The sequence below is a fragment of the Cellulomonas sp. P4_H4 genome, from assembly GCF_056400865.1.
On the sequence record NZ_JBFUKL010000002.1, the window covers coordinates 687,585 to 706,161 of the forward strand.

The 18,577-nt window shown below is 70.9% G+C and carries 15 protein-coding genes; 9 read left to right on the forward strand and 6 right to left on the reverse strand.

Features of this window, described 5'->3' with window-relative positions; genetic code table 11:
- Positions 1-21: 21 nt before the first annotated feature.
- From AC1DPN_RS09410 to AC1DPN_RS09450, 9 genes are all read left to right on the forward strand, one after another.
- Positions 22-1,254 (forward strand): amidohydrolase, encoded by a 1,233-nt coding sequence (locus tag AC1DPN_RS09410; protein ID WP_477084465.1) that lies wholly within the window; start codon positions 22-24, stop codon positions 1,252-1,254.
- 189 nt (positions 1,255-1,443) lie between these two features.
- A complete protein-coding gene (locus AC1DPN_RS09415; RefSeq protein ID WP_477084466.1) occupies positions 1,444-2,559 on the forward strand; it encodes a BMP family lipoprotein in 1,116 nt (371 codons plus the stop codon).
- Positions 2,560-2,680: 121 nt separating this feature from the next.
- A complete protein-coding gene (locus AC1DPN_RS09420; protein ID WP_477084467.1) occupies positions 2,681-4,348 on the forward strand; it encodes an ABC transporter ATP-binding protein in 1,668 nt (555 codons plus the stop codon).
- Positions 4,345-5,583 (forward strand): ABC transporter permease, encoded by a 1,239-nt coding sequence (locus AC1DPN_RS09425; protein WP_477084468.1) that lies wholly within the window; start codon positions 4,345-4,347, stop codon positions 5,581-5,583. The genes AC1DPN_RS09420 and AC1DPN_RS09425 overlap by 4 nt, the downstream gene beginning before the upstream one ends.
- Before the next feature lie 5 nt (positions 5,584-5,588).
- Entirely contained in the window at positions 5,589-6,884 is a 1,296-nt protein-coding gene (locus AC1DPN_RS09430; RefSeq protein WP_477084601.1) for an ABC transporter permease, read from the forward strand.
- Between the two features lie 5 nt (positions 6,885-6,889).
- Positions 6,890-7,294, forward strand: a complete 405-nt coding sequence (locus AC1DPN_RS09435) for a cytidine deaminase (RefSeq protein WP_477084469.1) — start codon at positions 6,890-6,892, stop codon at positions 7,292-7,294.
- Positions 7,291-8,577, forward strand: coding sequence for a thymidine phosphorylase (locus AC1DPN_RS09440; RefSeq protein WP_477084470.1), 1,287 nt, complete (start codon positions 7,291-7,293; stop codon positions 8,575-8,577). The genes AC1DPN_RS09435 and AC1DPN_RS09440 overlap by 4 nt, the downstream gene beginning before the upstream one ends.
- 36 nt (positions 8,578-8,613) lie before the next feature.
- On the forward strand, positions 8,614-8,832 hold the full coding sequence (locus AC1DPN_RS09445) for a hypothetical protein (RefSeq protein ID WP_477084471.1): 219 nt from the start codon (positions 8,614-8,616) through the stop codon (positions 8,830-8,832).
- A gap of 30 nt (positions 8,833-8,862) precedes the next feature.
- On the forward strand, positions 8,863-10,026 hold the full coding sequence (locus tag AC1DPN_RS09450) for an adenosine deaminase (RefSeq protein WP_477084472.1): 1,164 nt from the start codon (positions 8,863-8,865) through the stop codon (positions 10,024-10,026).
- Positions 10,027-10,169: 143 nt separating this feature from the next.
- Here the strand turns inward: AC1DPN_RS09450 and AC1DPN_RS09455 are convergent, their stop codons facing one another.
- From AC1DPN_RS09455 to AC1DPN_RS09480, 6 genes are all read right to left on the reverse strand, one after another.
- Complete coding sequence (locus AC1DPN_RS09455) at positions 10,170-12,230, reverse strand: hypothetical protein (protein WP_477084473.1); 2,061 nt, start codon at positions 12,228-12,230, stop codon at positions 10,170-10,172.
- Positions 12,231-12,447: 217 nt separating this feature from the next.
- Positions 12,448-13,296 carry an aldehyde dehydrogenase family protein gene (locus AC1DPN_RS09460; RefSeq protein ID WP_477084474.1) on the reverse strand — a complete coding sequence of 283 codons (849 nt, stop codon included), beginning with the start codon at positions 13,294-13,296 and terminating at the stop codon, positions 12,448-12,450.
- Entirely contained in the window at positions 13,293-14,741 is a 1,449-nt protein-coding gene (locus tag AC1DPN_RS09465) for an aldehyde dehydrogenase family protein (RefSeq protein ID WP_477084475.1), read from the reverse strand. The genes AC1DPN_RS09460 and AC1DPN_RS09465 overlap by 4 nt, the downstream gene beginning before the upstream one ends.
- A gap of 9 nt (positions 14,742-14,750) precedes the next feature.
- Entirely contained in the window at positions 14,751-15,755 is a 1,005-nt protein-coding gene (gene deoC, locus AC1DPN_RS09470; protein WP_477084476.1) for a deoxyribose-phosphate aldolase, read from the reverse strand.
- A gap of 70 nt (positions 15,756-15,825) precedes the next feature.
- Complete coding sequence (locus tag AC1DPN_RS09475) at positions 15,826-17,679, reverse strand: phospho-sugar mutase (RefSeq protein ID WP_477084477.1); 1,854 nt, start codon at positions 17,677-17,679, stop codon at positions 15,826-15,828.
- Between the two features lie 59 nt (positions 17,680-17,738).
- Positions 17,739-18,569 carry a purine-nucleoside phosphorylase gene (locus AC1DPN_RS09480; RefSeq protein WP_477084478.1) on the reverse strand — a complete coding sequence of 277 codons (831 nt, stop codon included), beginning with the start codon at positions 18,567-18,569 and terminating at the stop codon, positions 17,739-17,741.
- Positions 18,570-18,577 lie beyond the last annotated feature (8 nt).

Sequence of the window (18,577 nt, forward strand, 5' to 3'; positions counted from 1 at the left end):
CCCGCGGCTAGGGTCACAAGCGTGCCCGACCTCACCACCGTCGCCCCGCTGACCTCGTTGCGCCCAGCCCCCACGGAGGCGGTCTCGGTGCAGCTGGCCGCGCTGTTCGACCCGCTGCGCGACGAGCTCGTCGCCGTCCGCCGAGACATCCACGCCCACCCCGAGCTCGGTCGCACCGAGGTGCGGACCACCCGGTTGGTCGCGGACCGGCTGCGTGCCGCTGGCCTCGAACCGCACCTCCTGCCGGGCACCGGCCTGGTCTGCGACATCGGGCCGGGGCCGACGGTGACCGGGCGGCAGCGCATCGCACTGCGCGCGGACCTCGACGCGCTGCCCGTCGCCGACACCACCGGTCTGCCGTGGGCGTCGAAGAATCGCGGCATCGCGCACGCGTGCGGCCACGACGTGCACACCAGCGCGGTCCTCGGCGCCGGCCTGCTGCTCGCGCAGGTGGCGGACCAGCTGACCACCGGGGTCCGGCTCGTGTTCCAGCCGGCGGAAGAGGTCCAGCCGGGCGGCGCGCTCGACGTGATCGCGGCGGGCGGGCTCGACGGCGTCGGGCAGATCTTCGCGTTCCACTGCGACCCCAAGGTGGACGTCGGCCAGGTGGGCACGCGCATCGGTCCGATCACGTCGGCCAGCGACGAGGTCACGGTCACCATCTCCGGACCCGGCGGGCACACGTCCCGACCGCACCTGACCGGCGACGTGGTGTTCGCGCTCGGACAGGTCATCACGCAGGTGCCCGCGATCCTCGGTCGCCGTCTGGACCCACGCTCGGGCGTCAACCTGACGTGGGGAGCCGTCCAGGCGGGTTCCGCCCACAACGCGATCCCCGCGAGCGGCACGCTGCGTGGCACCCTGCGCTGCCTCGACGTGCGCGCGTGGGAGAAGGCGTCCGAGGTGTTCCACGCGGCTGTCGAGAACGTCGTCGCCTCCCTCGAGGTCGAGGTGGACGTCCGCCACCACCGTGGGGTGCCGCCCGTCGAGAACGCGTCCCACGCCACCGGGGTCCTCGAGGAGGCCGCGCACGCCGTGCTGGGCGCGGGCTCCGTGCTGCTGACCGAGCAGTCCCTGGGCGGAGAGGACTTCGCGTGGTACCTGACCAGGGTTCCCGGCGCGATGGCGCGCTTGGGCACCCGCACGCCCGGCGGCCACACGTACGACATCCACCAGGGCGACCTCCGGGTCGACGAGCGCGCTGTCGAGGTCGGCGCGCTCTTCCTCGCGCGGGCAGCTCTGCTCGCAGGTTGAGACGCCGCGTCCGCCACCTGGTCCGATGTTCCAAGTCGGTAACAGAACGCCTCCGATACCTGTCGGTAACATCCGCGTCACGCCTCGCTGGCTAAGGTCCGAACCATCAATGCCGGGCAGGCGAACCGTGGCGCCGCATGGCGATCGAAACCTGTAGGGCAAGAAGCTGACGAGATTCAGGAGACGCGCGTGAACAAGATCATTCGAGTGGCTGCGCTCGGCGGGGCGCTCGCGCTCGCGCTTGCGGCGTGTGGCAGTGCACCGGAGGACGAGAGCTCGCCCACCGACGGCGGATCCAGCGCCGCCACCACGGTCGACTACACCGCGTGCATGGTGTCCGACGAGGGCGGTTTCGACGACGCCTCGTTCAACGAGTCGGGCTACAAGGGCATGACGCAGGCCGAGGACGAGCTGGGCATCACGATCAAGTCCGCCGAGTCCACGGACCCGGGCCAGTACACGACCAACGTCGACTCCATGGTGCAGCAGGGCTGCAACCTGATCATCGGCGTCGGCTTCGCGCTCGAGGACGCCGTCCAGGCGGCGGCCGAGGCGAACCCGGACATCGACTTCGCGCTGGTCGACTCGGCGTTCTCCGACGCGAACTTCGCGCCCGTCACGCTCGACAACGCCAAGCCCCTGCTGTTCAACACGCAGGAGTCCGCGTACCTCGCCGGCTACCTCGCCGCGGGCATGTCCAAGACGGGCACGGTCGCCACGTTCGGCGGTCAGCCCTTCCCGTCCGTCACGATCTTCATGGACGGCTTCTCCGACGGCATCACCGCGTACAACACGGACAGCGGCAAGTCCGTCAAGCTCCTCGGTTGGGACAAGGCCGCTCAGAACGGCTCGATGATCGGCAACTTCTCCGACACCGAGGCGGGTCGCACCACGACCGAGCAGTTCATCGCCGCGGGCGCGGACATCATCCTGCCCGTCGCCGGTCCGGTCGGTGCCGGTGCGCTCAACGCCGCGAGCCAGCACCCCGACACCGCGGTCATCTGGGTCGACTCGGACGGCTTCCTGCAGCCGGCCAACGACCAGTACAAGTCGCTGCTGCTCACCTCGGTGATGAAGCAGATCCAGGCAGCGGTCTTCGACACCATCAAGACGTCGTCCGCGGGCGACTTCAGCAACACGCCGTACGTCGGCACGCTCGAGAACGAGGGCGTCGCCCTCGCGCCGTACCACGACTTCGAGTCGAAGGTCCCGGCGGAGCTCGCCTCCAAGATCGACGAGCTCAAGGCGTCGATCATCGACGGTTCGCTCGTCGTCGACTCGCCCTCCGCGAACAAGGTCAGCTGACCTTCGAGCAGTAGGCGTCGACGTCGACGGGTGGCCCGGGACGGACACGTCCCGGGCCACCCGTGCGTCGGCGCCCATCAGGGCTAATGTCGCTCACAGGACCGGGTGAAAGGCGGCGAGCGTGCAGCTCGAACTGCGAGGCATCACGAAGCGTTTCGGCTCGTTGGTTGCCAATGACGGCATCGACCTGACGTTCGCACCAGGCGAGATCCACGCGTTGCTCGGCGAGAACGGCGCCGGCAAGTCGACGATGATGAACGTCCTGTACGGGCTCTACCAGCCCGACGCAGGGCAGATCCTCGTCGACGGCCAGCAGCGCACGTTCGCCGGGCCGGGCGACGCGATGGCCGCGGGGATCGGCATGGTCCACCAGCACTTCATGCTCATCCCGGTGTTCACCGTGGCCGAGAACGTGGTGCTCGGCCACGAGCCGACCGCGGCCGGCGGTCTGATCGACCTCAAGGAAGCGCGTCGCCGCGTCCGCGAGATCTCGGACCGGTTCGGGTTCGCCGTGGACCCGGACGCGCTCGTCGAGGACCTGCCCGTGGGCGTCCAGCAGCGCGTCGAGATCATCAAGGCGCTGTCGCGCAACGCCGAGGTCCTCATCCTCGACGAGCCGACGGCGGTGCTCACGCCCCAGGAGACCGACGAGCTGATCGCGATCATGCGCCAGCTCAAGGCGGCCGGGACGTCCATCGTCTTCATCACGCACAAGCTGCGCGAGGTCCGCGCCGTCGCGGACACCATCAGCGTCATCCGCCGAGGCAAGGTCGTCGGTACGGCCACCCCCGCGAGCACCGAGGTCGAGCTCGCCTCCCTCATGGTCGGGCGGTCGGTCAGCCTCGCGGTCGAGAAGGCGGACGCGACGCCCGGTGACGCGTCCTTCGCGGTCCGAGCGCTCACGGTGTTCGACGCCAACGGCGTGGCCGTGGTCGACGACGTCTCCTTCGACGTGCACCGCGGCGAGATCCTCGCGATCGCCGGCGTCCAGGGCAACGGCCAGACCGAGCTGACCGAGACGATCCTCGGGCTGCAGAAGCCTGCCAGCGGTTCGCTCCTGCTCGACGGCACCGAGCTCGGCGGGCGCTCCGTGGCCGGTGTCCTCGAGGCGGGCGTGGGCTTCGTGCCCGAGGACCGCAGCAGCGACGGACTGATCTCCTCGTTCTCGATCGCGGAGAATCTGATCCTCGACATGCACCGCAGCAAGCCGTTCGCCCGTGGCGGGTCCTTGAGCCCCGCTCGTGTGGCCGAGAACGCCGCGGTCCGGGTCGAGGAGTTCGACATCCGTGTCCGCTCGGTCCAGGACCCGGTGAGCACGCTGTCCGGCGGCAACCAGCAGAAGGTCGTCCTGGCGCGTGAGATGTCCCGGCCGCTGCGCCTGCTCGTCGCGTCACAGCCGACGCGCGGGCTGGACGTCGGCTCGATCGAGTTCGTGCACAAGCGGATCGTCTCCGAGCGCGACAAAGGCACGCCGGTCATCATCGTCTCGACCGAGCTCGACGAGGTGCTCGCGCTCGCTGACCGGATCGCCGTCATGTACCGCGGCAAGATCATCGGCGTCGTGCCGGGTGGTCACACCTCCGACCGGGACGTGCTCGGCCTGATGATGGCGGGCATCCCGCTCGAGCAGGCGCGTGAGCAGGCCCTCGGGCACCACACGGCACTGGCCGAGGTGGACGCGGTCGTCGAGGACCTCGACCTCGACGCGGAGCTTGCCGTGCCCGCGGCAGAGGCCTCGCCCGCCCCCTCCGACCAAGCCCCCGCGACCGACGACGAGGAGCAGGCGTGACCACCACCGTCCAGGACGCCCCGGCGCCGGCTCCGGCGCCGGAGCAGCCGACCGGCCCGAAGCGTCCTTACCTGCAGGCGGTGATGGACTCGACGACGACCACCGTCATCGTCGCGATCTTCATCGCCCTCTGCCTCGCCGCGATCCTCGTCGTCGCGGCCGACCCGGCGTCGCAGAAGGCCGCCGCCTACATCTTCGCCAAGCCCGGAGACTTCTTCGGCGCCGCCTGGGACTCGATCTTCTCGACGTACTCGGCCCTGTTCCGCGGCGCGATCTTCGACTACGAGGCGACCGGCGCCCGCAGGATCAGGCCGATCACCGAGACGATGGTGGCCTCGGTGCCGCTGATCCTGGCCGGTCTCGGACTCGGTATGGGTTTCCGGTCCGGGCTGTTCAACATCGGCGCCCAGGGCCAGGTGCTCGTCGGCGCCGCAGCCGGCGCGTACGTGGGCTTCAAGTTCGACATGCCGGTCGTCGTGCACGTCATCGCGGCGTGCCTCGCGGCGATGGTCGTCGGTGGCCTCTGGGCCGGCATCGCGGGCTTCCTCAAGGCGCGCACGGGAGCCAGCGAGGTGATCGTCACGATCATGCTGAACTCGATCGCGTTCTACCTCGTGTCCTACCTGCTCACCACGTCGGTGCTGCGTCAGCCCGGCGGCCAGCGGCCCGTCACCGCACCCGTGCGGGACACGGCCCTGATGCCGCTGCTGCTCGGGCCCCAGTTCCGGCTGCACGCCGGGTTCATCGTGGCCATCCTGGCCGCCGTGATCGTGTGGTGGATCATGGAGCGCTCGACGCTCGGGTTCAAGTTCCGCGCGATCGGCGCCAACCAGGACGCAGCCCGCACGGCCGGCATCCGCGTGCCGCTCATGTTCGTCCTGGTCATGCTCTTCGCCGGTGCCCTGGCCGGCCTGGGTGGCGCGATGCAGATCCTCGGCACGGACCGCACGTTCCAGGCGGGCAGTGCGGGCTCGATCGGTTTCGACGCCATCACCGTCGCGCTGCTGGGCAGGTCCAGACCTCTGGGCACGGTGCTCGCCGCGCTGCTCTTCGGGGCGCTGCGCGCGGGCTCACCCCTGATGCAGACCGCGGCCGGGACGCCCATCGACCTGGTGCTCGTCATCCAGGCAGTGATCGTCCTGCTGATCGCCGCACCGCCCCTGGTGCGTGAGCTGTCCATCTTCCACTGGGTGGCGACCTTGTTCGGCTACGACCGGAAGGCGGCGGCGGCGTGAGCACCATGATCGTGCCAAGCGGGCCCGACGCGCCCATCGTCCACGAGTCCCTCGTGCAGCCCGTCCAGGTCGGCATCCGCTGGCGCGGGCCGATCACCTACCTGGTCGTCGGCGTCCTGTCGCTCGTGTTCTTCGGCCTGCTGACGCCGGCCGCCGACACCACGACGTTCCAGGTCGCCACGCCGAACGACTTCTTCAAGGTGGACCAGTTCGCGGTGCCGTCACGGCTGACCGCGACGATCCTGTCCTTGCTCGCGATCGGCCTCGGCGTGTACGCGCTGGTGCTCGCCCGTGCGCGGCGCAAGGCGCCCGTCTGGCTCGCACCCGTGTACGGCGTGCTCATCCTGTTCGCGCTGCTCGTCTGGGTCATGGCGGGCAACTCGAACGCGCTGCCGTTCACGCTGCTTCTGACCACCGCGCTCGTGGCGTCCGTGCCCCTGGTCTTCGGCGCCATGGCCGGTCTGCTCAGCGAGCGCTCGGGCATCATCAACATCGCGATCGAGGGCCAGATGCTGGCCGGCGCGTTCCTGGCCGTCGTCGTCTCGTCGACCACCAAGAACGCCTACACCGGCCTGATCGCGGCACTCGTGGCCGGGGCGCTCGTCGGCTGCGGGCTCGTCCTGTTCGCCATCCGGTACCGAGTGGACCAGATCATCGTTGGCGTCGTGCTCAACGTGCTGGTCATCGGCCTGACCAACTACCTGTTCTCGACGCTCCTGACCGACGACCCGCAGAACCTCAACTCGCCGCCGCGGCTGCCCAACCTGCCGATCCCGGGGCTGTCGCAGATCCCGGTCATCGGCCCGGTCCTGTTCAACCACTCGCTGATCGTGTACCTGATGTACGTCACGGTCGCGGTGCTGCAGATCCTCGTGTTCCGCAGCCGCTGGGGCCTGCGGATGCGCGCGGTCGGCGAGCACCCGAAGGCGGCCGACACCGTCGGCATCAAGGTCAACGTCACGCGTGTGCGGTCCACGATCCTGGGCTCTGCGCTGGCCGGCCTCGGCGGCGCCGCACTCGTGTCGGCCGGGCTGGCCTTCACCAAGGAGCTGACGTCCGGGAAGGGCTACATCGCCCTCGCGGCCATGATCCTCGGCAGGTGGAGCCCCAAGGGCGCGCTCGCGGCCTCGCTGTTCTTCGGCCTCGCCGACGCGCTGCGCCGGGTGCTCAACAACCTCGGATCGCCCATCCCGAGCGACGTGCTCGCGATGCTTCCGTACCTCGCGACGATCTTCGCCGTGGCCGGTCTGGTCGGCCGCGTCCGTCCGCCGGCCGCCGAGGGCGTTCCCTACACGAAGTGAGCACCGTGAGCACCGACCCGATCGACTGGAACGCCCTGCGGGCGGCCGCCACCGAGGTCATGCACAGGGCCTACGCGCCCTACTCGAGCTTCCCGGTCGGCGCCGCGGCGCTCGTCGACGACGGTCGCGTCGTGGTGGGCTGCAACGTGGAGAACGCGTCGTACGGCGTCACGCTGTGCGCCGAGTGCGCCCTGGTCTCCGGCCTGCACGTCTCCGGAGGCGGTCGGCTCGTGGCGTTCACCTGCGTGGACAAGCACGGCAACGTCCTCATGCCGTGCGGGCGCTGCCGGCAGCTGTTGTGGGAGCACGGGGGAGCCCGCCTGCTCGTCGAGACCGTGCACGGCGTCAAGCCGATGACCGAGGTCCTTCCGGACGCTTTCGGACCGGCCGACCTGGAGGAGCGAGCATGAGCTTCGACGCCGTCGACGTGATCGTCGCCAAGCGGGACGGCCACCGGCTGTCGGACGCGCAGATCGACTGGGTGGTCGACGCCTACACGCGTGGTGCGGTCGCCGAGGAGCAGATGTCGGCGCTGACCATGGCGATCCTGCTCAACGGGATGGACCGTGCCGAGATCGCCCGCTGGACCGCCGCGATGATCGCGTCGGGCGAGCGGATGGACTTCTCCGGGTTGTCCCGCCCGACCGCCGACAAGCACTCGACCGGAGGCGTGGGCGACAAGATCACGCTCCCTCTGGCCCCGCTCGTCGCGGTGTTCGGCGTCGCCGTGCCGCAGCTGTCGGGTCGCGGGCTCGGGCACACGGGCGGCACGCTCGACAAGCTCGAGTCGATCCCGGGCTGGCGCGCTGCCCTCAGCAACGAGGAGATGATGGCGCAGCTCGACGACGTCGGCGCCGTCATCTGCCAGGCAGGGTCCGGGCTCGCCCCGGCCGACCGCAAGCTCTACTCGCTGCGCGACGTCACGGGCACCGTCGAGTCGATCCCGATGATCGCGGCGTCGATCATGAGCAAGAAGATCGCCGAGGGCACGGGCGCACTCGTGCTCGACGTGAAGGTCGGCTCCGGCGCGTTCATGAAGGACCTGGACCGCGCGCGTGAGCTGGCCCGCACGATGGTCGAGCTGGGCACGGACGCCGGCGTCAAGACGGTCGCTCTGCTCACCGACATGTCCACGCCGCTCGGCCTCACCGCGGGCAACGCGCTCGAGGTGCGGGAGTCCGTCGAGGTGCTGGCCGGCGGCGGCCCGGCCGACGTGGTCGAGCTGACCGTGGCACTCGCGCACGAGATGCTCGTCGCCGCCGGGGTCACGGACGCCGACCCGGCGGCCGCGCTCGCGGACGGACGGGCCATGGACGCCTGGAAGCGGATGATCCGGTCGCAGGGTGGCGACGCCGACGCGCCGCTGCCCGTCGCGCGCGAGACCGAGCAGGTGCTGGCCGAGGCGGACGGGACCGTCACCGTCCTCGATGCGTACGCGGTCGGGATCGCGGCGTGGCGCCTGGGCGCCGGTCGTGCCCGCAAGGAGGACCCGGTGCAGGCAGGTGCGGGCGTCGAGATGCACGCACGGCCGGGAGACATCGTGCGTGCAGGGCAGCCGCTGCTGACGCTGCACACGGACACGCCGGAGCGGTTCGCGCGGGCCAAGGAGGCCCTCGTGGGCGGCGTCGTGGTCGCGCCCGCGGGCACGCCGGTCGGCGTCCGTCCGCTGGTGATCGACCGCATCGAGGCCTGACGAGCGCCTCGTGCTGCACGGGGGCACGATGGAGCAATGAGCACCGTTCCCGGGAAAGACGCCTGGCAGGACGCCGGTCTGGCACCGGTGGACCCGCACCGTCCGTTGAGCCTCGCGGACGACACCGACACGACCGACGACGACGAGGACTACGAGCCGGGGTTCGCACGCGCTGACCTCGACGGCCAGGCCGACGAGGCCGACGTGGTCGAGCAGGACACCGAGGTTCCCGAGGACGACGACGAGCCCAGGTGACGCCGTCGGACATTTCGGTACGGTGAGGCCATGAGCACCCCCGCCGAGCCGTCTGCCGTCGCGCCTGCCGTCGACGACGCTGTCGCAGTTCCCGCTGACGATCGTGGCGCGTTCGTCGCCCTGATCCCGAGCCTGCCCAAGGTGCTCCTGCACGACCATCTGGATGGCGGCCTACGTCCGCAGAGCATGATCGAGATGGCCGCGGAGGCCGGACACGTCCTGCCTGCCACCGACGCGGACGCGCTCGGCACCTGGTTCTACGAGGCGGCGTCGTCGGGGACGCTCCCGCTGTACCTCGAGACGTTCGAGCACACGATCGCCGTCATGCAGACCGAGGAGCACCTGCGTCGTGTCGCGCGCGAGTCGGCGATCGACCTCGCGGCCGACGGCGTGGTCTACGCCGAGCAGCGGTACGCGCCCGAGCAGCACCTGCGCAACGGCCTCTCGCTCCAGCAGGTGGTCGAGGCCGTGCAGGCCGGCTTCGCCGAGGGCGTGGCCGAGGCCGCCGCACAGGGGAACTCGATCCGCATCGGCACCCTGGTCACGGCGATGCGGCACGCCGACCGCTGGGACGAGATCGCCGAGCTGACGCTCGCGAACCGCGACAACGGCGTCGTCGGCTTCGACATCGCCGGCGCCGAGGACGGCTTCCCGCCGTCGCGGCACATCTCGGCATTCGACACGCTGCGCGACGCGAACTTCCCGGCCACGGTGCACGCCGGCGAGGCGGCCGGGCTGGACTCGATCGCCGAAGCCGTGCACCTGGCGCAGGCGGCGCGCATCGGCCACGGCGTGCGACTCATCGACGACGTGTCTGCCGACGAGCTGGGCGAGCGGCTGGGCCTGCTGGCGAACTGGGTCCGCGACCGGCGCATCCCCCTCGAGCTGTGCCCGTCGTCGAACGTGCAGACGGGCGGTGCGCCGTCGGTGGGCGAGCACCCGGTGACCCGGCTGAAGCAGCTCGGCTTCGCCGTCACCGTGAACACCGACAACCGCCTGCAGTCGCGCACGTCGCTGACCCGCGAGCTCACGCTCCTCGTCGAGCAGGCAGGCTGGACCCTCGACGACCTCCGGGACGTCGCCGTGACGGCCGCCGAGCACAGCTTCCTGCACCACGACGAGCGTCAGGCGCTCATCGAGAACGTGCTGCTGCCCGCGTACGCCGCCGCCCGTCCGGGACGGCACCGCGCCTAGGGAGAGCGCGCGGGCCGCCACCACTGGCCTCGCCGCCTTCTCGTGGCCTGCGGTCGTGTTGGGCGTAGACCTCGTCGTGTCGTGGTTCGTCGTCGCGACCCGGACCGTGAGGAACGCGCCCCGGCTCCTGGAGCGACGACGTCCTACTTCTTAGCCGCGCGTGCCGCCGCCAGGTCGTCGATGTGGAACCAGTGGCCGACGCTCGGCGGGAAGGAGCCGCGCGCCACGAACTCTCCGGGCTTCGGGGTGGTGTGCATCCCGATCTGGTCGAGCTCGATCGTGAAGCAGTACGGCCCGTAGTTCATGCCCTCCAGCGAAGAGACGAAGTAGACGCCGTTGGGTGCCATCGGGTTCGCCCTCAGGTTCGGCGGCAGCTCCATCGGCTCCAGCGTCCCGTTCATCACCGCTTCCAGGTTGGTCGTGCGGTGCGTCAGCAAGATCCGCTTGCTGCCGTCCCACTCCTTCAGCTGGTTGAGAGTCGCGCGTTGACGGGCGCCCGCCAGCTCGGGTCGCCAGAGGCCGCCCTCGACGCCGGGCATCAGACCGTGCGAGATCAGCTCGGCCACCTTGAGCACCTCGGCGGCCTCCGGGCTGCCGGGAACGAGGTACTTGTGCAGCGCGTAGACGTCGTTGCCGAGGCCGGCGCCCTGAGCCGTGGCGAGTGGACCGGTCTCCCGGACGCTGGTTGCCACCACCTCGGCGGCGCGTCGCGAGCTGAGGGTGTTCAGCCGCACCAGGTCGTCAGCCACCGACGACCGGCGGAAGAGTCCGAGGGCGCCGAGACCCTTCGCCGCCGCGACGACGGCGAGGATCGACGTTGCGGTCGCCAGCACGGCCTCCAGCTCGGCTGAGGCCACCTTCGCGTCGCTGGTCAGCTTGTCCTCGGGGTTGAAGCCTGCTGCCTGCTTGGTCCGCAGGTCGTCCGCGTTCGACCACCGCGTGCCTGCGGAGGCCACCCCCGCCACAGCAGCGGCGCCGCCCAGCGCGACGGCCGCGGCGGCCGCCCCACCCATGGTGCCGACCGTGGCGCCAACGAGGATGACCGCGGTGGCGGCGTCGATGATGTTGGCGATCCGCTCCTTGCGCGTGACTTGCGCGGCCAGATGGTGCTGGGTGACCCAGCGTGCGAACGGCGTGTCGAACCGTGGGTAGTGGGCGACGTTCATCCCCAGCTCGTCCATCGAACCGGTGTCGATCCGGGAGCGGTCGACCGGCTCGCCCGGCATGCCGATCTCGGCCTGCACCTTCAGGAGCGCGGTCCTTGCCCGCTCGTGCGCCGCCGTGAGCTCCTTCTTGGCCTGGTCCGGGCCGAGCGTGTCGAAACCGGCCAGGGCGCTGCGGCCGAACTGCAGGCGCTCGGTGTCGGTGCGCAGCCGCTGGTCCAGCGCGGGTGCCGCTGCAAGCACGTACAGCGCAGGGTTGCCGGCCATCAGCTTGCCGGTCTGCAGCTCGACCGCGTCGTGCGCCCGCTTGACCTGCTCCCACGGCACGATCCCCGACCCGCCGGCGCTCGGAGTCGCGATCACCGACGACGCCCCACCCGGTCCCAGCGCGATCGGCTGCGCGTCCGGGTCGAACAGCACAAGGTCGTTCGACGGCAGGAAGGGCGCCTGCGGGTCGAGCGGCTTCTTTCCCACCGGCACCTTGCGGAGCTCTGCCTGCACCGCGCGGGCGTCGGCGACCCGGCCGGCGGCGAGCTGCAGCTCGTCCATCGAGCTCGCAACGCCCGACGCGCCGCCCTCGGCCTCCCGACCGATGCCGTATTTCTTCGCCATCTCGGCCAGCTCGTCGAGGTTCTTCGCGACATTCTGCCGGGCGCGTTCGTTCACTGTGAGGTCGAAGTCGTTCGCCAGCAGTGTGTACCTGTAGAGCTCGCCGCCTCGGATGGAGCCGCGGTCCGCGGCCCGGCGGAGCACCTCGATGTCCTGGTCCTTCATCGACTCGCGGTCCGGGTAGGAGTTGAGGATGGTCGCGACCGTGGTGTCGTTCCACGGGAACATGAACGACTTCCTCAGCATCGCGAGCACGGCGTTGCGCCGGTCGACGTTCTCAGCGCCGGACCATGCTGCGGCGGGCACGTCGGAGACCGTGTCAGCGTCGCCGGAAGCCGCCGCCTGCGCCGGGGTCGGGGGCGTCGCATCTCGTTGCACGGTGAGCCGCTGTGCCACCGCGGCGTTGCCGGCGGCGGCCTGGAGCCACGTCACCTGGCCGCGGGAGAGCGGCCCCGCGCGGCCTTGCGACCGGGCAGGTGTCGGATGACGCAGCTGTTGGCCGGGTGCCGCCGGGGCGCCGGCCCGTGCATGGTCTCGCTCCTGCACACCGTTCCTTCCGCACCTGGGACACACCATTGTGTGTCGTTGCGGTCCGGCGGGTAACCCGTCGCAGGGGCAGCAGGGATCGCCCTTTCGGGCGGTCACCGTTCTAGATCATGCCCTTCGTGTGCCAGACGGTCTTCGTCTCGGTGAACGCCGTGATGCGACCCAGGGACCGCCCGACGACCTCGGGCGGGAGCACGCGCTTGAGGGTGTCGGCGGCCGCGATCTGCAGGTCCACCCAGTCGAGGTCACCGGCGCCGGCCAGGTCGAGGCCGTTGACGTCCGCGTGGCTCGCGAGCCAGGGCGCGATCTCGGCGGGGGAGCCCGTCAGCACGTTGACGACGCCCTTGGGCACGTCGCTCGTCGCCAGGACCTCCGAGAGGCTGATCGCGGACAGCGGCAGGCTCTCCGACGCCACGACGACGACCGTGTTGCCCGCGACGAGGGCCGGTGCGACCACGGACACCAGGCCGAGCAGCGACGAGTCCTGCGGGGCGACGATCGCGACGACACCGGTCGGCTCGGGGACCGAGATGTTGAAGTAGGGACCGGCGACCGGGTTCGCGTTCCCGGTCACCTGGGCGTACTTGTCGGCCCACCCGGCGTACCAGACCCAGCGGTCGATCGCGGCGTCCACCTGCGCGGTCGCCTTGGCGACGGACACACCCTCGGTGTCGACGATCTCGGCGACGAACTGCTCGCGACGGCCCTCGAGCAGCTCGGCGATCCGGTACAGCACCTGGCCGCGGTTGTACGCGGTCGCGCCCGACCACCCGGAGACGGCCGCACGGGCCGCCACGACGGCTTCGCGGGCGTCCTTGCGGGAGGCCTTGGCCGCGTTGGCCAGGAAGGCGCCCTTGCTGGTGGTGACCTCGTAGGTGCGCCCGGACTCGCTGCGGGGGAAGGCCCCGCCGATGTACAGCTTGTACGTCTTGGGCACGGCCAGGCGACTCACTTCGTGGCTCCGTTCGAGGACAGGTAGGCGGCGATGCCGTGCCGGCCGCCCTCGCGGCCGTAGCCCGACTCCTTGTAGCCGCCGAAGGGGCTCGACGGGTCGAACCGGTTGAACGTGTTGGCCCAGATCACGCCGGCGCGGAGCTTGTCGGCGACGGCCAGGATGCGGCTGCCCTTGTCGGTCCAGATGCCCGCCGACAGACCGAAGGGGGTGTTGTTCGCCTTGGCGACCGCCTCGGCCGGCGTCCGGAACGTCAGCACCGACAGCACGGGGCCGAAGATCTCCTCGCGGGCGATCCGGTGGCTCGTCGACACGTTGGTGAAGATCGTCGGCGCGAACCAGAACCCGTTGGCCGGGATCTCGCACGCCGCCGTCCACCGCTCGGCCCCCTCCGCCTCCCCGATGTCGCTCAGCTCGCGGATGCGCTCGAGCTGGCTCGCGCTGTTGATCGCCCCGATGTCGGTGTTCTTGTCGAGCGGGTCGCCCAGGCGCAACGTCGACAGACGCGCCTTGAGGCGGTCCACGACCTCGTCGTGCACCGACTCCTGGACCAGCAGGCGGCTTCCCGCGCAGCAGACGTGCCCCTGGTTGAAGAAGATGCCGTTGACGATGCCTTCGATCGCCTGGTCGATGGGCGCGTCGTCGAAGACGATGTTCGCTGCCTTGCCGCCCAGCTCGAGGATGACCTTCTTGCGCGTGCCGGCCGTGCTCTTGGCGATCGCGCGCCCGACGGGGGTCGAGCCGGTGAAGGCGACGATGTCCACGTCCGGGTGCCCCACCAGCGGGATGCCGGAGTCTCCCGCGCCCGTGATGATGTTGACGACACCGGGGGGCAGGTCGGCCTGCTGCACGATCTCGGCGAACAGCAGCGCCGTCAGAGACGTCGTCTCCGCGGGCTTGAGCACCACCGTGTTGCCCGCGGCGAGCGCGGGTGCGATCTTCCAGGCGAGCATCAGCAGCGGGAAGTTCCACGGGATGATCTGCGCGGCGACGCCCCGGGCAGCAGGCGACGAGCCGAGTCCGACGTGGTCGAGCTTGTCCGCCCAGCCGGCGTAGTAGAAGAACCACGCGGCGACCAGGGGGATGTCGACGTCCCGGCTCTCCTTGATCGGCTTCCCGTTGTCCAGGCTCTCTGCGACGGCGAGCTCGCGGGCCCGCTCCTGGAGCAGGCGGGCGATGCGGAAGAGGTACTTGCCGCGGTCGGCGCCGGACAGGCGGGACCAGGTCTTCTCGTACGCCTTGCGCGCCGCGGCGACGGCGGCGTCGACGTCAGCCTCGTTCGCGTGCGCGATCGTCGTGATGTGCTTCTCGGTCGCGGGGTTGATCGAGGAGAACGGCGCACCGCCGCCCGGCCGGAACTCGCCACCGATGAACAGTCCGTACTCGCTGCGCAGGTTGAGGATCGCCTGCGACTCCGGCGCCGGGGCGTACTCGAGGAATGTCATCAGGGGGCCTCAGTCGATCGTGACGTAGTCGGGACCGGAGTAGTGGCCGGTCGTCATCTTCTGGCGCTGCAGGAGCACGTCGTTGAGCAGGCTCGACGCGCCGAACCGGAACAGGTGCGGCGTGAGCCACTCCTCGCCGACCGTCTCGGCGACGGTCACCAGGTACTTGATCGCGTCCTTCGACGCGCGGATGCCACCGGCGGGCTTCACGCCGATCTGCTGCCCGGTCAGCCGGGCCCAGTCGCGCACGACCTCGAGCATCAGCAGGGTCACCGGGAGCGTGGCCGCGGGGGCGACCTTGCCGGTGGACGTCTTGATGAAGTCGCCGCCGCCCAGGATCCCGAGCCAGCTGGCCCGCCGGACGTTGTCGTACGTGTTCAGCTCGCCGGTCTCGAGGATCACCTTGAGGTGGGCGTACGTGCCGTCGGCTCGTCGGCAGGCTTCCTTCACGGCGACGATCTCGTCGTAGACCTGCCCGTACCGGCCCGCCAGGAACGCGCCGCGGTCGATGACCATGTCGATCTCGTCGGCACCCGCGGCCACGGCGTCGGCGGTGTCCTCGAGCTTGATCGAGCGCGACGCGCGCCCGCTCGGGAAGGCGGTCGCGACAGCGGCGACCGCGATGCCGCCCTTCGCGGGGTCGCCGTGCAGGGCGCCGAGCGCCTCCACCGCGTGCGGCACCATGTCGCCGTACACGCAGACTGCGGCGACCCGCGGGCAGCCGGGGTCGGCGGCGTCGGGAGTCACAGCCTTGGCGACGAGGGAGCGCACCTTGCCGGGCGTGTCGGCGCCCTCGAGGGTCGTCAGGTCGATGAGGCCGATGATCCGGTCCAGTGCCCAGGCCTTCGACGTCGTCTTGATCGACCGCGTGCCGAGCCCAGCGGCACGCTGCTCGAGGCCGACCGCGTCGACGCCCGGGATCCCGTGCAGGTAGCGGCGGAGGTTGGCGTCGTTGGCCTCGCCGCCGATCAGCGCGAGAGCGTGCTCCGCGGGGGCGATCTGGGTTCCGGTCATGCGTGGTCCTCGCTGTTCCTCACTCATAGATCTTCGCTCATCCGCGGGCCTTCGAGCGCACCGGATGCACCTAGATGCCGAGAGCGACCCGGATGTCGGCTGCGACGGCGTCCAGGCGCGTCCGGGCCGCGGTGCGCGCCTGGCTGACGGCGTGCTCGTCGGCGTGCACCGGGACCGGCTGGATCACCTCGAGATAGGCCTTGATCTTCGGTTCAGTCCCGCTGGGCCGGACGACGACGCGGGTCCCGTCCTGCGTCAGGAAGCGCAGGCCCTCGGTGGCGGGGAGACCGTCGCGGTCGTCCTCGGTGCCGCTGGCCAGGTCCACGACCTCGGAGACCCGCGAACCGCCGAGCACGTGCGGGGGTGTGCGCTTGAGCGAGTGCACCAGGGGCAGGATCTCGGACTGGTCGGCGAAGCGGGCCGAGACCTGATCGGTCAGGTAGAGGTCGTGCGTACGGGCGATGTCGTCGAGCGCGTCGATCAGCGTGCGTCCCTCGGCGTGCAGCCGGGCGGCGACGCCCGCCATCAGCAGCGCCGCGGAGATACCGTCCTTGTCGCGCACGTTCGCGGGGTCGACGCAGTAGCCGAGGGCCTCCTCGTAGCCGAACGCGAGGCCGTCGACCCGGGAGATCCACTTGAACCCCGTGAGCGTCTGCGCGTAGCCGAGGCCCGCCGACCGCGCGATCTTGCCGAGCAGGCGCGACGAGACGATCGAGCTGGCGAACGTCGGCGTCGCAGCGTCCGGTTCGGCGTCCGCGGCCAGCCATCGCGCCGCCATCGCCGTGCCCAGGAGCGCGCCGGTCTCGTCGCCGTGCAGCATGCGCCAGCCCTCGGCCTCGGCCGTGTCCGGACCGCGGTAGGTGCGGTGCCGCGGGTCCCGCACCGCCACGGCGCACCGGTCCGCATCCGGGTCGAGCGCGATCACGATGTCCGCGCCCTCGTCGCTGGCGAGGCCCGTCGCCATGTCGATGGCGCCCGGCTCCTCGGGGTTGGGGAACGCGATGGACGGGAAGTCGGGGTTCGGCTCGAACTGCTCGGGCACGACGAGCACGCGGCCGAACCCGGCCCGGGTGAGCACCCGCTGCGCGACCTCGCCCCCGACGCCGTGCATGGGCGTGAGCACGATCTTGAGCCTCGACGCCGCTGCGCGGCTCGTCTCGTCGGTGGGCGCCAGGGCGACGACCGCGTCCACGTAGGCGTCGAGCACGTCGAAGCCCAGGACGGTCCAGCCGTTGCTCGTCCGCGGGACCGACGCGACGGACGGGACGTGCGCGATCTCCGCGGCGATCGCGGCGTCGGCCGGCGGGACGATCTGCGAACCCTGGCCGGAGTCGGTGACCACCCGGCCACCGAGGTAGACCTTGTAGCCGTTGTCCTCGCGCGGGTTGTGCGACGCCGTGACCATGATCCCGGCGTCCGCGTTCAGGTGTCGCACCGCGAACGCCAGGACGGGCGTCGGCAGCGACTCGGGCAGGACCAGCACCTCGATGCCGACCGCCGTCAGCACCGCCGCCGAGTCGCGCGCGAAGTCGATCGACTTGTGGCGCGCGTCGTACCCGATGACGACCCGCGGCTGGGGGTGCACGCCGTCGAGCTCGCCCAGCAGGTAGTCCGCGAGGCCCGATGCGGCGCGGATCACCACCGCGCGGTTCATCCGGTGCGGGCCACCGCCGAGCCGCCCGCGCAGGCCAGCGGTGCCGAACTGCAGCAGCCCGCTGAACCTGTCGGCCAGCTCGGTGCGGGCCGCGTTGCGCGCGTCGATCACCTGCCGCTGCGAGGGGTCAGGCTCGGGGAGGTCGGGCTGGTCCGCGACGGCCAGGGTGAGCAGTGCGCGCAGCTCGTCTGCTGTCTGGGGATCGGGGTCGTCCTCGATCCAGGTCCGCACGCGCGCCTCGAGGTCTTCCCACGCATCGTTGCCGGTCATGGGCCCAAACTACTCACGCGCCCGGGTGGACGCTCACTCAGGTCCCCGCGAGCCTCCCGTCAGAGGCGTCGGACGATCTCGGCCAGCAGCGCGCTGATCCGTGGACCGGCCGCGGCGCCCGCCTCGATCACCTCCGCGTGGCTGAGAGGGACGGGGCTGATGCCCGCCGCGAGGTTGGTGACGAGCGAGATGCCGAGGATCTCGAGGCCGGCGTGCCGGGCCGCGATCGCTTCGAGCGTCGTGGACATGCCGACCAGGTCGCCGCCGACGACGCCGGCCATCTTGACCTCGGCCGGGGTCTCGTAGTGCGGCCCCGGGAACTGCACGTAGACGCCCTGGTCGAGCGTCGGGTCGACCTCGCGGGCGAGGGCACGCAGTCGCGGCGAGTACAGGTCCGTCAGGTCGACGAACGTCGCACCCTCAAGCGGGGAGGTCGCCGTGAGGTTGATGTGGTCGCTGATCAGGACCGGGGTGCCCGGGCCCCACGCAAGGTTCAAGCCACCGCAGCCGTTGGTGAGCACGACAGTGCCCGCGCCGGTCGCCGCAGCCGTGCGCACGCCGTGCACCACGCGCCGCACCCCGCGGCCCTCGTACAGGTGCGTCCGGCTGCCGAGGACGAGGGCGTGCTTGTCGGTTCCTGCGATGCGGATCGACCTGATGGTGCCCACGTGACCGACCACGGCGGGCGCGGAGAACCCGGGGACGTCGTGGCTCGCCAGCTCTGCGACGGTCTCGCCCAGCAGGTCGGCCGCGCCGCCCCAGCCTGAGCCGAGCACGAGCGCGACGTCGTGCTTCGGGACGCCGGTGGCGCGTGCGATGTAGCCCGCGGCGGCTCGCGCGATCTCGAACGGGTCGGTGGTCGGGTCGTCCAGGGATGTGACGTCGCTCATGGTCGAAG